This window comes from Nonomuraea sp. NPDC049655 (genome assembly GCF_044465465.1).
In the GTDB taxonomy this organism is placed as follows: domain Bacteria; phylum Actinomycetota; class Actinomycetes; order Streptosporangiales; family Streptosporangiaceae; genus Nonomuraea.
The window spans coordinates 63,839-77,657 of record NZ_JBITLS010000003.1 but is presented as its reverse complement, the minus strand read 5'-3'; the positions used below and the strand labels follow the sequence as shown (position 1 = coordinate 77,657).

The 13,819-nt window shown below is 74.7% G+C and carries 11 protein-coding genes; 2 read left to right on the top strand and 9 right to left on the bottom strand.

Going from position 1 to position 13,819, the window contains the following annotated elements; all coding sequences use genetic code 11:
• Window positions 1–64 precede the first annotated feature (64 nt).
• From ACIBQ6_RS10065 to ACIBQ6_RS10055, 3 genes are all read right to left on the bottom strand, one after another.
• Window positions 65–1,009 (bottom strand): TIGR01777 family oxidoreductase, encoded by a 945-nt coding sequence (locus ACIBQ6_RS10065; RefSeq protein WP_358286216.1) that lies wholly within the window; start codon window positions 1,007–1,009, stop codon window positions 65–67.
• A 145-nt stretch (window positions 1,010–1,154) separates the two neighbouring features.
• Window positions 1,155–2,042, bottom strand: coding sequence for an aldo/keto reductase (locus tag ACIBQ6_RS10060; RefSeq protein ID WP_397211058.1), 888 nt, complete (start codon window positions 2,040–2,042; stop codon window positions 1,155–1,157).
• A 126-nt stretch (window positions 2,043–2,168) separates the two neighbouring features.
• Window positions 2,169–2,798: a class I SAM-dependent methyltransferase gene (locus ACIBQ6_RS10055; RefSeq protein WP_397211056.1), complete on the bottom strand. Its 630-nt coding sequence runs from the start codon at window positions 2,796–2,798 to the stop codon at window positions 2,169–2,171.
• Window positions 2,799–3,074: 276 nt separating this feature from the next.
• Here ACIBQ6_RS10055 and ACIBQ6_RS10050 point away from each other — a divergent pair, with 276 nt between their 5' ends.
• Entirely contained in the window at window positions 3,075–3,839 is a 765-nt protein-coding gene (locus tag ACIBQ6_RS10050; RefSeq protein ID WP_397211054.1) for an SDR family NAD(P)-dependent oxidoreductase, read from the top strand.
• Between the two features lie 104 nt (window positions 3,840–3,943).
• Window positions 3,944–4,498, top strand: coding sequence for a DUF4142 domain-containing protein (locus tag ACIBQ6_RS10045; RefSeq protein ID WP_397211052.1), 555 nt, complete (start codon window positions 3,944–3,946; stop codon window positions 4,496–4,498).
• Between the two features lie 155 nt (window positions 4,499–4,653).
• Here the strand turns inward: ACIBQ6_RS10045 and ACIBQ6_RS10040 are convergent, their stop codons facing one another.
• Genes ACIBQ6_RS10040 through ACIBQ6_RS10015 form a run of 6 tightly spaced genes read right to left on the bottom strand, consistent with a single transcriptional unit; the run spans window position 4,654 to window position 13,813 of the window.
• Window positions 4,654–7,752, bottom strand: coding sequence for a chondroitinase family polysaccharide lyase (locus ACIBQ6_RS10040; RefSeq protein ID WP_397211050.1), 3,099 nt, complete (start codon window positions 7,750–7,752; stop codon window positions 4,654–4,656).
• Between the two features lie 59 nt (window positions 7,753–7,811).
• Window positions 7,812–9,209 carry a WD40 repeat domain-containing protein gene (locus tag ACIBQ6_RS10035; protein WP_397211048.1) on the bottom strand — a complete coding sequence of 466 codons (1,398 nt, stop codon included), beginning with the start codon at window positions 9,207–9,209 and terminating at the stop codon, window positions 7,812–7,814.
• A 44-nt stretch (window positions 9,210–9,253) separates the two neighbouring features.
• Window positions 9,254–10,666, bottom strand: coding sequence for an aldehyde dehydrogenase family protein (locus ACIBQ6_RS10030; protein ID WP_397211046.1), 1,413 nt, complete (start codon window positions 10,664–10,666; stop codon window positions 9,254–9,256).
• A complete protein-coding gene (locus ACIBQ6_RS10025) occupies window positions 10,663–11,859 on the bottom strand; it encodes a P1 family peptidase (protein WP_397211044.1) in 1,197 nt (398 codons plus the stop codon). Before ACIBQ6_RS10025 ends, ACIBQ6_RS10030 begins: the two co-directional genes overlap by 4 nt.
• Complete coding sequence (locus ACIBQ6_RS10020; protein ID WP_397211042.1) at window positions 11,859–13,040, bottom strand: M20 family metallopeptidase; 1,182 nt, start codon at window positions 13,038–13,040, stop codon at window positions 11,859–11,861. Before ACIBQ6_RS10020 ends, ACIBQ6_RS10025 begins: the two co-directional genes overlap by 1 nt.
• Entirely contained in the window at window positions 13,037–13,813 is a 777-nt protein-coding gene (locus ACIBQ6_RS10015) for an ATP-binding cassette domain-containing protein (RefSeq protein WP_358286196.1), read from the bottom strand. The genes ACIBQ6_RS10020 and ACIBQ6_RS10015 overlap by 4 nt, the downstream gene beginning before the upstream one ends.
• Between the last annotated feature and the right edge of the window lie 6 nt (window positions 13,814–13,819).

The following is a 13,819-nucleotide window of genomic DNA, read 5'->3' as shown; positions in this document are numbered from 1 at the left end:
CGTAAGGCACCTTACGATATTCGCGCAAGGATCCTCGCCCGCTCCCGCGAGGCGTCGGGCGCGCTCACCTCCCGCGACGCACCCTCCGGACGAGGTCGTCGGCGGCCTCCCGCCACTGCGGGTAGTCGAAGGCGAAACCCGCTTCCAGCAACCGCCCCGGGACCACCCGGCGGCTCTTGAGCAGCAACTCGGTGTCGGACCGCAGCGCGTACGCGCCGAGCTCGGCCATCCACCGCGTCGCGGGCAGACCCACCGGCACGCCCCACGCGGACCGGAGCGTCCGCATGAACGCGGCCTGCGGCAGCGGCCCGGGCGCGGCCAGGTTGACCGGTCCGTCCAGGTCGTCCCGCCCGGCCAGGAACTCGACCGCGCGGACGAGGTCGCGGTCGTGGATCCAGGACACGTACTGCGCGCCGCCCGCCAGCGGCCCGCCGAGGCCGAGCCGGGTCATGCGCAGCAGCACGTCGAAGACGCCGCCGCGGTCGGGGCTCATCACCATGGCGGTGCGCAGGGCGACCTTGCGCGTGTGCGGGGTCTCGGCCCGCTCCTGCTCCCGCTCCCAGGCCTTGGCGATCTCGACGCTGTAGCGCCAGTAGCCCGGGACGCCGGGCTCGTCGCCGCCGATCAGGCCGGTCGCCTCGTCGTTGGGGGCGTCGAAGCGGTGGGCGTAGAGGGTGGCGGTGCTCATCTGCAGCCAGGCCCGGGGCGGACGTGCGGCGGCGGCGATCGCCCGTCCCACGACTTGGGTGGAGCGCACCCGCGAGTCCATCATGGCCCGCAGGTTGGCGGGGGTGTAACGGCAGTTCACGCTCCGCCCGGCCAGGTTGACCACGAGGTCGCTGCCGTCGATCTCGCGCGCCCAAGCGCCCAGGGTCGCGCCGTCCCAGGCGACCTCGCCCCTCCGGGACGGCCTGCGGGTCAGCACCACGACCTCGTGGCCGGCGGAGGTCAGCGCCCGGCGGAGGATCTCGCCGACCTGTCCGGTTCCTCCGGGAATCACGGTCTTCACTCTGCCGACCTTACACCCGTCTTTTGAACGCGTTCAGGGCGGCCCTGAGCGCCGCCGGGCAGCGCGCTCGTCGCGGCGGAGGGCGTCGGAAAGGACGAAAGAGCGGAGGGGGCCTGACCGGGCGGGAGTTCGCGGTCGCGGCGGATCAGGACGTGAGGGCGTCCAGTGTGCGCGTGTCCTCGTCGGTCAGGGTGAGGTCGGCGGCGGCCAGGTTCTCCGCCAGATGGACGGCCGAGCCGGTGCCGGGCGTGGGCAGGACGACCGGGGAGCGGTGCAGCAGCCACGCCAGCGCCACCTGCCCGGACGTCGCGCCGTGCCGGGCGGCCACCCGCTCGATCGCCGCCCCCGTCCCGGACCCCGCGGCGAGGGAACCGTTTCCGAGGGGGAACCAGGGCAGGAACGCGATGCGCAGTTCTTCGCAGCGCGCGAGCACCGGCTCCGACTCCCGGTCCAGCACGTTGAACCGGTTCTGCACCGACGCCGGCCGCAGGACGGTCAGCGCCTCGTCGAGCTGGTCCAGGGTGACGGTGTCGAGCCCGATGTGCCGGATCTTGCCCTCTTCGCGCAGTTCGGCCAGCGTGCCGAGCTGGTCGGCGAGCGGCACCGCGGGGTCGATGCGGTGGAGCTGGTACAGGTCGATGGTGTCGGTGCGCAGACGGCGCAGGCTCGCCTCGCACATGGCGCGCAGATCCTCGGGACGTCCGGCGGCGTGCCACTTGTCCGGACCGGTGCGGATCACGCCGCCCTTGGTGGCCAGCACCAGGTCGCCGGGGTACGGATGGAGTGCCTGGGCGATCAGCTCCTCGGCGATGTCCGGGCCGTAGTTGTCGGCGGTGTCGATGAGCGTGACGCCGCGGTCGACGGCCAGGCGGAGGAGCGCGACCGCCTCGCCGGGCGTCAGGCGCGGGCCCCAGTAGCCGGGGCCCGTGAGCTGGGCGGTGCCGTAGCCGAGGCGTCGTACCCGCAGCTCACCGGCGATCTCGAACGTCCTGTCCACCACCGCGCCCGCCCTTTCCCCGATGAAAGGGCCCATCGTACGACCGCCTGGACCGCCGCCCCCTGACAGGGCGGCGCTCGTCCAGCAGTGACCACGGGTCAGGCTCCAACCGGGAGCCGGAACCCGGACATCCGGCACTCCCGGGGGCCGCCGGGCCTGTTCTCAGAGCGTGGCCACCACCGCGTAGCGCTCGTCGGTGATCTCCTTGCCCCACAGTGCCGGGTCGGGCAGGGGATGCACCTGAAGGTCGCCGACCAGGGGACGGAGGGCCGTGGTCAGGTTGTCGGCGGTGACGCCACCCATCCACGGGAAGTGCTCGCCAGGCACGTAGTCGGACTGCCCGCCGGAGGTCTGCCAGCGGCCCTCGACCAGCACCAGCCGGCCGCCGGGGCGCAGCAGCGACACCCAGCGGGCCAGCGCCGCCTCCGGATCGGGGATGGTCCACAGCAGGTGGCGGGCCAGCACGACGTCGAAGCGGCGGTCGCCGACGGGTGGGTCGGCCGCGTCACCCGTCAGCACCGTGGCGCCGGTCGCGGCCAGCTTGGCCCGGGCGCGTTCGACCATGCGCGGGGCCAGGTCGACGGCGGTCAGACGATGGCCCTGGACGGCCAGCAGCAACGACAACGAGCCCGTGCCGCAGCCCAGGTCGAGCACGTCGAGCGGCCCGGCGGGCACCCACTCGGCCAGGCGCGCCGCCCAGGCGGCCCTGACGTCGGGGTCGCGGAGCCCGTGGTCGGCTTCGTCGTCGAAGGAGTCGGCGGCGGCGTCCCAGAAGCCTGCGATGGTCGTCATGAGTCGCATCCTGGCAGGCGCCGCCGACAGTTTCGGGCCAGCCTCCGTACGCCCCACGCGCCGCGCCCCGGCGCGGCCCCCTGACCGACCGGCCATTCCCCGCGCCCCCCACATGCCGGATCCCAGGGCGGGCGGCGCGGGGAGGGCAGCGCGAGGCGGGCGGCCCCGGGGCGGGCGGTCGTGGGGCGGGCGGTCGTGGGGCGGGCGGTCGTGCGCGGGAGGTCGTGGGCGGGGAACCTGGTGTACTGGTCTGACCAGTCGCTAGTGTTTCTCAGCATGACGGGATATGACGCGCTGTTCCGCCTCGACGGGCGGCGGGCCGTGGTGATCGGGGCCGGCAGCGGGATCGGCAGGGAGTCGGCGTTCGCCCTGGCCGCGCATGGGGCGTCCGTGGTGTGCGCGGACCGGGACCTGGCCGCCGCGGAGGAGACCGCAGCCGGGTGCGGGGGCACGGCCCGGCTGCTCGACGTGCTGGACCCCGACGCCGTCCGGGCGGCCGCCGACGAGGAGCCGGCCGACGTGCTGGTGTTCACGGCGGCGACGAACGTGCGCAAGCGGCTGCTCGACTACTCCGGCGAGGAGTTCGACCGGGTGGTGGGGCTGAACCTGCGGGCCTCGTTCGACGTGGTGCGGGCCTTCGGCGCCGGAATGGTGCGGCGGGGGCGCGGGTCGATCATCGGGTTCGCGTCGATCCGGGCGTCGGTGACCGAGCCGGGGCAGGGCGTCTACTCGGCCACGAAAGCGGGGCTGGTGCAGTTGCTGCGGACGGCGGCGGCCGAGTTCGGCCCGCACGGCGTGCGCGTCAACGCGATCGCGCCCGGCGTCGTGGAGACCCCGCTGACCCGGCAGATCAAGGACAACCCCGACTGGTACGCCGCGTACGCCGCCAAGAGCGCCCTCGGCCGGTGGGCCACCGCGCCCGAGATGGCCGGCGCGGTGGTCTACCTGGCCGGCGACGCGGCGAGCTTCGTGACGGGCTCGGTGTTGTACGTGGACGGCGGCTGGACCGCCGTGGACGGCCGTTTCGATCCACCCAATTAACTCGAATACTCCCGACCGGATGGGGCAGCAGGCACGGGTCCCATTGAAGGGAGGGACTCATGAGAACAGCACGGAGCCACTTAGCACCCGCGGGAATCGCGGCCGTGCTGGCGTTGACCGTGTCCGCCACGGCCCCCGCCGCGGCCCAGGCCGCCACCACCGTCCGGCCGGTGGCCGCGCCCGGCGCCGCAGCCGCCCCGTCCGTCCAGGCGTTCCACGCCTCGGGCCAGGACCGGGCGTACCTGCGGCAGGCGCACCGCGGCAATCTCGCCGAGATCGCGGCCGGGAAGGCCGCGCTCCGCAGGTCGCACGACGAGGACGTGCGCGAGATCGCCTGGCGGCTGATCCGTGACCACCGCAAGCTCGACGCCCGGCTGCGCGAGGTCGCGCACCGGCTGCGCGTCAGCCTTCCTGACGCGCCGAGCGCCGCCCAGCGCGACGACCTGGACGCGGTGCTCGCCCGCCGTTCCGGTCACCGGTTCGACCGGGCGTGGCTGCGCCTGGAGGCCGGGGCGCACGAGCAGACGCTCACGCTGATCCGGCGCGAGCTGCGGGACGGTCACTCCGGCTGGGTGCGGGACCTGGCGCGCGACGGCGCCCCCGCGGTCCGGCACCACCTGCGCGAGGTCCGCGCGGAACTCGACCGGCACACCCGCTGACCGGGCGTGCACCATCCCGCCCCGCGACCGGGACGTGAACCCGCCTGACCAGGACGCGGACCGGCTGACCGGGACGTGAACCGGCTGATCGGGACGGTGGTCGTCGCGGTCGCGGGCGTGATCCCCGGGCGGGGGCGCCCCCGCCCCCGCCCGGGTCAGGTCGCGGGACTCAGCCGCACCTGCACCGGCCGTCCGTGCACGGTCTCGAACTCCAGGACCGTGCGCGGCCCGGTGATCCTCGCCCGGCACGGCTGGCCGGCGTCCGCCCGCCACCGGCCGTCCAGGGTCACCCTCATGCGGTGCGGATGGCTCGGGTTGGCCAGCCAGGGCCGCGACCACGGGCTGTAGTGCCCGACGTAGCGGCCCTTCTCGTACTGGTCGTGGTCGATCCCGCCGTAGAGGCGCAGGTCCGGATCGCATACCGCGATCACCAGCGTCTCCCCCTCCGTACGGACGAGCAGCATCGAAGGCGTGTCCACCTCGCGTACCAGACCTTCCAGACGGGTGCGCTCGAACACCGCGTACCCGGTGATGCCGGTGTCCCGATCCCGTACGACGTGAGCCGCCGTGTCGGCGCGCAGCACCCGGTAAGGGGCGTTCGCGGCGTCCCCCATCGCGGCGGCGAAGCCGGCCATGCGCTCGGCCGTGGCGTTCACCACCATCGCGTACTCGTACGTCCCGTTCCGAGGGGCGGTGCCGTGCCTGATCCAGGCTGTGGCGAAGTCTCCGCTGGTGGGCTCTTCCGTGGCGTTGTTGCGGGAGGTCTGGGCCGAGCGGGTCAGGGCCACTTTCTGCCCGGGTGCCAGGTAGTAGCCGATGCCCTTGTCGTCGAGCAGCCAGCGCGGGCCGCCGTCGAGCGCCTGGTGGGGGAAGGCCGTGACCGCGGCGCCGTCCACCACGGTGGGCGCGGTCCTGGCCGGCAGCCGGGTCTGGAAGAGGGTGGTCTCCGTCTCGTCCGCGGTGTCGTCGTTGGTGATGCCGGTGCCCAGGGCCACGACGCGGTCGTCGAACAGGAACACCGACTTGCGGGCCCGGTGCGTGCCGTCGTACTTGGGGTGTCCGTGCAGGTCCATGGCGAACAGGGCGTTGCGTCCGTCGATGGTGCAGGCTCCGGCGAAACGGGAGTCGGTGAGGAGCATCTCCTCGATGGCCCCGGTCAGGTCGCCCTTGAGCTGGTCGAGCGGTTTGTGGATGACCGTGGTGCCGGGGCGGCGGTTCCAGTCCCAGCCGGGCTGGGCGTAGCCGCTGTCCTGGTTGGTGACGGGGTCGCCGCGGTGCAGGACCTGGATCTGGCCGTAGGTGTTGTAGCGGCCGTACCAGTTGGCGCCGACGTAGATCTCGGTGCTCCACAGGTAGCGGTTGTGCCCGCGTACGGTGATCTGCCATTCGTCGCGGCGGTGCACGGCCAGCGCCGCGTAGTTGAGCGCCCAGGCGCCGGTCGGAGCCGGTTCCGGGGCGATGCCGCGCGCGGCGAGCCGGGCCGCGAGCTCCTTCTGCCGCGGCGTCGGGTTCCCGGGCAGCAGGCGCAGGAAGGCGGCGGCGATCTCATCGTCGATCGGGGCCAGCCACTCGAACGGCACGATCGACAGCGCGGTGGCGCCGCTGGGATTGCGGCCGCTGATGGAGATCGGCCAGTGGTTCTTGTTGGCGTAGACCCGCTGCGTGAGCAGCGCCTTGCGCAGCCAGCCGGACGCCTCGGGCGAGATCGCGAACGAGCCGCCGTGCAGGACGTAGACCAGCGGCGCGAGCCCGGCGAAGCCGTCGCGGACGTAGTCGGGGAAGAATCCGACGTGGTGGAAGGCGGTGCCGTCCACCTTGATGCCGTCCTGGATGCCGTCGGTGGGCAGGAGGGTGGCGTTCAGCCAGTCGCGCAGCGCCCGCAGGTACGCCACCTGCTGCGCCTCGCCGTCGCGCAGCAGCACGGCCGCGAGCATGCCGCGGACCGTGGTGTTGTAGAGGTCCATCATGCTGCCCCGGGCCATCCGGAAGCCGAAACCGCGGAAGATCCGGCCGAGTCCGCTCAGCCACTCCAGGTCCGCTCGTACCCGCTGCAACTCCCCCGCCTCGCGCAGGGCGTCCCGCATGAGACGGACGGAGTCGTACAGGCCGCGGACGTCGTAGCCGAGGTGGTGGATCGTGCCCTGGCAGCTGCCCTTCGTCCAGCCCTGTTCCCGCAGGTGGGCGACCATGCGCAGGTAGAGGGCGGCCAGCGCGGGACGTTCGGCGGGGGCGGCCTGGTGGGTCTGGGCGATCGTCTTCATCAGGTCGGTGCAGGCGCGCAGCGTGACCGGGTTCACGAACGCCTTGAGCTCGGCGGCGATCTCGGCCGGGTAGATCTGCGCCTGGTAGGCGTGCGTGGGACGGCCCTCCAGAGCGGCGACCTGCGCCGTCAGCCCCGGCACGTCCGGCTTGACCTGGGCGGTCAGGTACTCGTCGTGGTAGCGGGCGTGCAGGGCGCGCAGCGATGCCAGCTCGGCGGCGGACGGCGGCGACAGGTCGGGCTCGACGGTGGCCAGCAGCCGGTCGAAGCGGTGGAGTGCCTGCCAGTGCTGGTTGTCGTACTCGTCGCCCTCGGGGGCGATGTCGGGGAGCTGGTGGTCGCGGCAGGGGGCGTCGGGACGCAGCGGCACGTTGAGCATGAGCTGGTCGAGGTGCAGGGTCCCGGCCCTGCGCGGGGCGACGATCCGCAGGGTGTCCATGTCGGGGTGGGGCCTGCCGTGCATGTCGTAGGCGTACCGCACCCAGGCGGTACGCCACCCGCTGAACCCGAGCCGGAACTCGAACCACAGGTCGGTGCGCTCACCCCGCCCGAACTCGAACCGCAGCACGTCGTCCACCGGCTCGGCGTTGTGCACCCACACGCAGAACGCGTCCACCAGCCCCTGCCACGCCTGGTCGTCGCCGAGCCGGTAGGGGTCGGGCGCCCACCGCAGCGGCGCCCGCACGGTGATCACGTCACGGCTCGCGTGCTCCCAGCGCAGCGACCGCGTCCCGCACACGGCGACCCGGTCGCTGATCGACAACGTGGAGCCGGGCCCGGCGGCGAAGTGCGGCGGGACGGCGCTCTCCAGCAGGAACACCGGCGGGTCCATCGCCATGGCCCGCTGCTCCAGCCCTTCGGCGGCCACTCCCCCGGCGGCCGGTCCTCCCACCAGGCCGGACGCCGCCAGTGCCGCCGTCCCCGGGCCGCCGCCCGCGAGGAAAGCGCTTGCCGCACCCGCCTTGAACACCGTTCTGCGCGTGATCTCCACCATGCGCGCCATCCAACGCGACCGCTGCGGCAAGGTAAAGACATCTGGTCAAACCGTTACCCTCATCGGAGGGAGCAGAGGCTCACGTCCCCGTCGCCGCCGCCGTGGTCCGAGGGGTCCGCGCCGCCGGTGTAGCGGTCCCAGTCCGCCCTGCTCAACATCCGGGAGCCGCCGTCGCACAGGGCCCGCTCGGGGTCGGCGACCACCTGCCGCAGGTCGTGGAGGTCCCAGAGGGAGAAGGTGGTGCTGTCGGGGGCGGCCAGCAGGGCGCGGCGGGCGCCGTCGCTCAACGCCACCCCCCGCACCTCAGACGGGTACCCGCGCAGCCCGGCCAGCCGGACGGGCCGGGAAGGGACGGACAGGTCCCAGAGCGATCCGTTGCCGTTGGAGCCCGCCAGGAGAGCGGTCCCGCCGTCGGGTGTGAGGGCCACGTCGAGCATGTCCGCCGGAGGCATCCCGATGACGGCGGTCCGGGCCGGACGGGCCGGGTCGGCGAGCGTCCAGACCTCCGCCTGGCTCCGCCAGTCGGCCCCCGGGTCGCGCCGCGCGACGACGAGGACGCGTCCGTCGCCGCTCAGGGCGGCGGCCGTGCCGTTGTGAATGGACGGGGTCAGCTCGGCCGCCTTGACCGGGTGCGCCGGGTCCGCCAGGTTCCAGATCGTCACCGGGCCATCGTCGGCCGTGGTGACCGCCGTCCTGCCGTCGCCGCTGAGGTCGAGGTCCGCCGTCGGGGAGTCGTGGACGGCGGTGACCGAGCGCCGGACCGGGTGGTCGCCTACGGTCAGGTCCCACACGAGCAGGTTCCCGGCGAAGTCGGCGACCGCGGCGACCCGGCCGTCCCGGCTCACCGCCACGGCTTGGACGTCGTCGAGCGGCCCCTTCGCCGCCACGCCCGGCAACGTCGCCCGCCGGGCCGGGCGGGCGGCATCGGTGAGGTCCCACACGGTCGTGGCGCCGTCGTCGCCGCCGGTCAGAGCGGTGCGGCCGTCGTGGGAGAGCGCCGGCGCCGCGCCCTCGGGCCCGTCCAGCGTGACCGATCTCCCGGAGCCGAGCCGCCAGACCTCGGCCTTGCCGTTCCCGGCGACCAGGCCGACGCGTCCGTCGCCGCTCAGCTCGGCGTGCCGGACGCCGCCGGAGTCGCGGGGCCGGAGGTCGTCCCTGCGCCACAGCAGGAGGGTGTCGGTCAGCCCGGCGCGGGTCTGGTCGTCGGCGTGCACGCCCACAGCGGCCAGGCCGAGGTCGCGCGCCTTGACCGGATCGTCCTCGCGCAGCTCGGCGGCGTGCAGCGCGAGCCCGTGGGCCAGCGCGACGCGCTCCCGGTCCCGCGCCTGCCCGCGCTCAAGCCACCAGGCCGTGCCCGCGCAGGTAAGGGCGACGGCCAGGAGGGCGGCGAGCACGGGCAGAGCCCTGCCGCCGCGCGCTCGCGGGACAACCATCGGCTCGTCCGTACGTAAAGCCAAGGCACGCGCCTCCTCGCCGTTTGCGCGCCACCCTACAGCGGCCGTCAGGGGCGGATGATCGCCATTCTGGTCACCGTCATTTCCTCCATGGCGAAGCGCGGGCCCTCGCGGCCGCTGCCCGAGTCCTTGACGCCGCCGTACGGCATGTTGTCGGCGCGGAAGCCGGGCACCTCGTTCACCACCACGCCGCCGGTCTGGATGCGTTCGATCGCGGTGAAGGCGGTGGCCAGCGAGCGGGTGTAGACGGCGGCGTGCAGGCCGTACCGGGAGCGGTTGACGGCCTCGAAGGCGGCGTCGAGGTCCGGCACCCCGCGGACGCACACCACCGGGCCGAAGATCTCCTCGTCCCACGCCGCGGCGCCGTCGGGCACGCCGGACAGCACGGTCGGCGCGATCGCCCGGCCCTCGCGCACCCCGCCGGCGACCACCTCGGCGCCCGAGTCGCCGATCCAGGCAAGGACGCGGTCGGTGGCGGCGGCGTCGATCAGCGGGGCCACGCGCGTCCCGGGCAGGCGCGGGTCGCCGACGGCGACGTCCTTGACGCGGGCGGCCAGCAGCGCCAGGAACTCCGCCCGTACCGGCTCTTCCACCAGCACCCGCTGCACCGCGATGCACGCCTGGCCGGAGGCGTAGTAGCCGCCGCGCACGACGGCGTCGGCGGCGGCCGCCAGGTCGGCGTCGGCGGCGACCACGAGGGCGGCGTTGGAGCCGAGTTCGAGCAGCACCTTGGTGGGGGCGGCGGCGCGGGCGATGGCGTGCCCGGCGGCGGCCGAGCCGGTGAAGGAGACCGCGCCGATCCGCCGGTCCTCGACCAGCGTGCGGCCGACCTCGACGTCCCCGGTGACGAGCTGGACGCCGGCGGGCGGCAGGCCGCCCTCGCGGAGCAGGTGCACCAGCCGGAGCGTGGCCAGGGGCGTCGCCGGGGCGGGCTTGACGATCACCGGGCAGCCGGCCGCGACCGCCGGGGCGATCTTGTGGGCGGCCAGGAGCAGCGGGTAGTTGTAGCCGGTGATCCCGACGACGACGCCGATCGGCCGCCGCGTCCAGAACCCGATCAGCCCCTCCCCCGACGGCAGCAGGTCCAGCGGGACGGTCTCGCCGTGCAGCCGGGCGACCTCCTCGGCGGCCGTGGCGAGGGTGAGCAGCGTCCTGGCCACCTCGACCCGGCAGTCGACCAGCGGCTTGCCGGTCTCCAGGACGAGCAGCCGCTCGAACTCCGCGCGGCGGGCGGCGAGCGCGTCGTGCGCGGCCATGAGCGCGGCGCGGCGGGCGTGCGAGGGCAGCGCGGCCATGGCGGGCGCGACGGCCAGCGCCGCCTCCAGGGCGCGGGCGGCGTGGGCGGGGGTGCCCAGCGGGGCGTGGGCCACCACCGAGCCGTCGTAGGGGAAGATCACCTCGGTGGTGTCCTCGGTGGCGGTCCATCCGTCTCCGATGGGCAGGCCGTCCGGCCAGGTCATCTGTCTCCCCCTAGGACGCTCGGGAACACGTCGAGGTACGCGGGCGCGTCCTCGCGGCCGGTGGCGGCGAGCATGGCGTGGGCCACCGCCCGGCTGAACACGTCGGCCGCGGCGGCCAGGACGTCCTGGAGCCCGTCGGGGCCGGGGGCCGGGCGGGCGCAGGCGGCCAGGCCGAAGACGGTGTCGCCGTCGACCATGGTGTGGGCCGGCCGGATGGCTCTGGCCAGGCCGTCGTGGGCCACCCCGGCCAGCTTGCCGCACTGGGCCTTGGTGAGGGTGAGGTCGGTGGCCACCACGCCGATGGTGGTGTTGAACGAGGTGACCTTGTCCGGCTGCCACGCCCCGGCCTCGGCGGGGTCCGGGCGGCGCAGGTGGCCGAACTCGCCCGGCAGGCCGTAGCGGACGCCGGCGAGGGTGGCGCCCGCGGGGTCGAGCACGGATCCGGCGGCGTTGACGACGGCCAGGGCGGCCACGGTGACGCCGCCGGGCAGGACGGCGCTGGCCGTCCCGACGCCGCCGGCCAGGCCGCCCGCCATCGCCCCGGCCCCGGCCCCGATGGACCCGCTGGCCGTGGGGGGCGCGGTGGCGTGCCGGGCCGCGCCGCCATGGTGGGAGGCGTCGCCGTAGCGGGCGGCGTCGCCGTAGCGGGCGGCGTCGCCGTAGCGGGCGGCCGTCCGCGGGGAGGAGGCGTCCGCGCTGCCGCCGCGGCGGGGCGGGGGTGCGGGGAAGGGCGGTTCGTGCGCCGGAGTGCGGGCGGCGGCGTAGGCGGCGGCGCCGAGGGCGGCGTCGGGGGTGGCGCGGAAGTCGCCGCCGCGCCCGAGGTCGTAGATGACGGCCGACGGGACGATGGGCACCACGCCGCCCGCCACCGGGAAGCCGATGCCCGCGTCGGCCAGCCCGTCCATCACCCCGCACGCCGCGCTCAGCCCGTACGCGCTGCCGCCCGACAGCACGACGGCGTGCACGCGCTCGACCAGGTTGCGCGGATCGAGCAACTCGGTCTCGCGGGTGCCGGGAGCGGCCCCGCGCACGTCGACGCCGGCCACCACGCCCTCCGGCGGCGCCAGCACCACGGTCGTGCCCGTGCGGTAGCCGCCGCCCACCCGGTGCGCGTGCCCGACGCGCAGCCCGGCGACGTCCACCAGCGAGTTCGTCGGCCCGGGACGCATGCCGGGGGCTGGTTCGGCGAGCATCAGAAGTCCCGGTGCAGGAAGCGCCGCGCCGCCTCGGCGAACACCCGGGTGCACCGGACGATCTCGGCGACCTCGACGTACTCGTCCGCCTGGTGGGCGATCCACTTGCCGCCGGGGCCGTACACGACCGAGGGGACGCCGCCCCAGTGGGTCAGCACGGTCCCGTCCGTCGAGCCCGGCACGCCGCCGTAGACCGGCTCCTCCCCCGTCACCGTACGGTGGGCCGCCGCCAGCGCGGCCACCACCGGGTCGGTCACCGGCACGTCCACCGGCGGCCGGTCCACCAGGACCGACACCGACGCCTCGATCCCGTCCCCGGCCGCGGCGAGGGCGGCCACCCGGTCGGCCACGACCTTGTGCTCCAGCCCGGGGATCGTGCGCACGTCGATGAAGACGGACGCCGTGGCGGGGATGACGTTGACCTGCTCCTCGCTGCCCGCCCGGACCACGGTCGGGGTGACGTACACCTCGCCGAGGTGCTCGTGGGCCGGATGCCGTTCCTGGAGCTCCCGCTGGAGGCCGCTCAGGGCGACCAGCAGCGTGCCGACCGCCTGGACGGGGTTGCGGCCGTGCTGCGGCATCGCGCCGTGGGCCATCTTGCCGGTGAGGTCGACGCGCAGCCGCAGCGCGCCCTTGGCCACCGCGCAGATCTCCCCGGCCTCGGGCTCGGCGACGATCGCGCCGTCCACGCCGTCGGCCAGGCCGGAGGCGACGAAGTGGTGGGCGCCGATCATCAGGCCCTCCTCGTCGGCCAGCGCGCACACCTTGATCCGGCCGGGGAACGGGCCGGCGAGCTGGAGTGCGCGGGTGGCGTAGAGGGTGGCGGCCAGGCCGGACTTCATGTCGGCGCTGCCCCGGCCCCACAGCCGCCCGTCGCGGATCTCGCCGCCGAACGGGTCGACGGTCCAGGTGGACAGGTCGCCCTCGGTCACGACGTCGGTGTGACCCTCGAACATCAGCGTCGGCCCGTCGCCGCCGCCGCCCTCGACCACCGCGACGACGTTGGGCCGCCCGGCGGCGGCCTCGCTCACGACCGGGTCCCAGCCCCACTCCCGCATCCTGGCCTCGACCAGCTCGGCGGCGGGCCGCTCGGTGCGCCCGCGCGCGGGGTCGTTGGTGCTGGGGATGCGCACCAGGGCCTGCGTGAACTCCACGACTCCCCGCTCGTCGACCTCGATCACAACAATCCCTCCAGGGTCGGTACGGCCTGCAGCAGGTCACGCGTGTACGGGTGGCGCGGCGCGGCCCAGACGTCGTCCACCGGGCCGGTCTCGACGATCTCGCCGCCGCTCATGACGGCCACGGTCTCGCACACGTGCCGGACCACCGACAGGTCGTGCGAGACGAACACGAGCGTGAGGCCCAGCTCGTCCACCAGGTCGGCGAGCAGGTTGAGGATCTGGCCGCGGACGGACACGTCGAGGGCGCTGACGGGCTCGTCGGCGACCAGCACCTTCGGCCGGGGCGCGAGCGCGCGGGCGATGGCGATGCGCTGCCGCTGGCCGCCGGAGAACTGGTGGGGGTAGCGGTCGGCGGCCGAGGCGGGCAGGCCGACCTCCTCCAGCAGCTCGGCCACCCGGCCGCCGACCGGCAGGCCGAGCGCGACCAGCGGCTCGGCCACCAGGTCCCGCACGCGCATGCGCGGGTCGAGCGAGCTCATCGGGTCCTGGAAGACGATCTGCAGGTTCTCCCGCAGGAAGCGCAGCCGCCGCTCCGGCAGGCCGGTGATCTCCCGCCCGTCGAAGACGACGGACCCGCCGGTGGGCCGGTCCAGGCCGCACAGCAGGCGCAGCAGCGTGGACTTGCCGGAGCCGGACTCGCCGACGATGCCGAACCGCTCGCCGCGGCGGACGGTCAGCGACACCTCCCGCAGGGCGTGGACGGGCGCGCCCGGCCTGGTGAGCGAGGTGCGCGGGCGGTGGTAGACGCGGCTGAGCCGGCGGGCCTCGATCAACGGCCC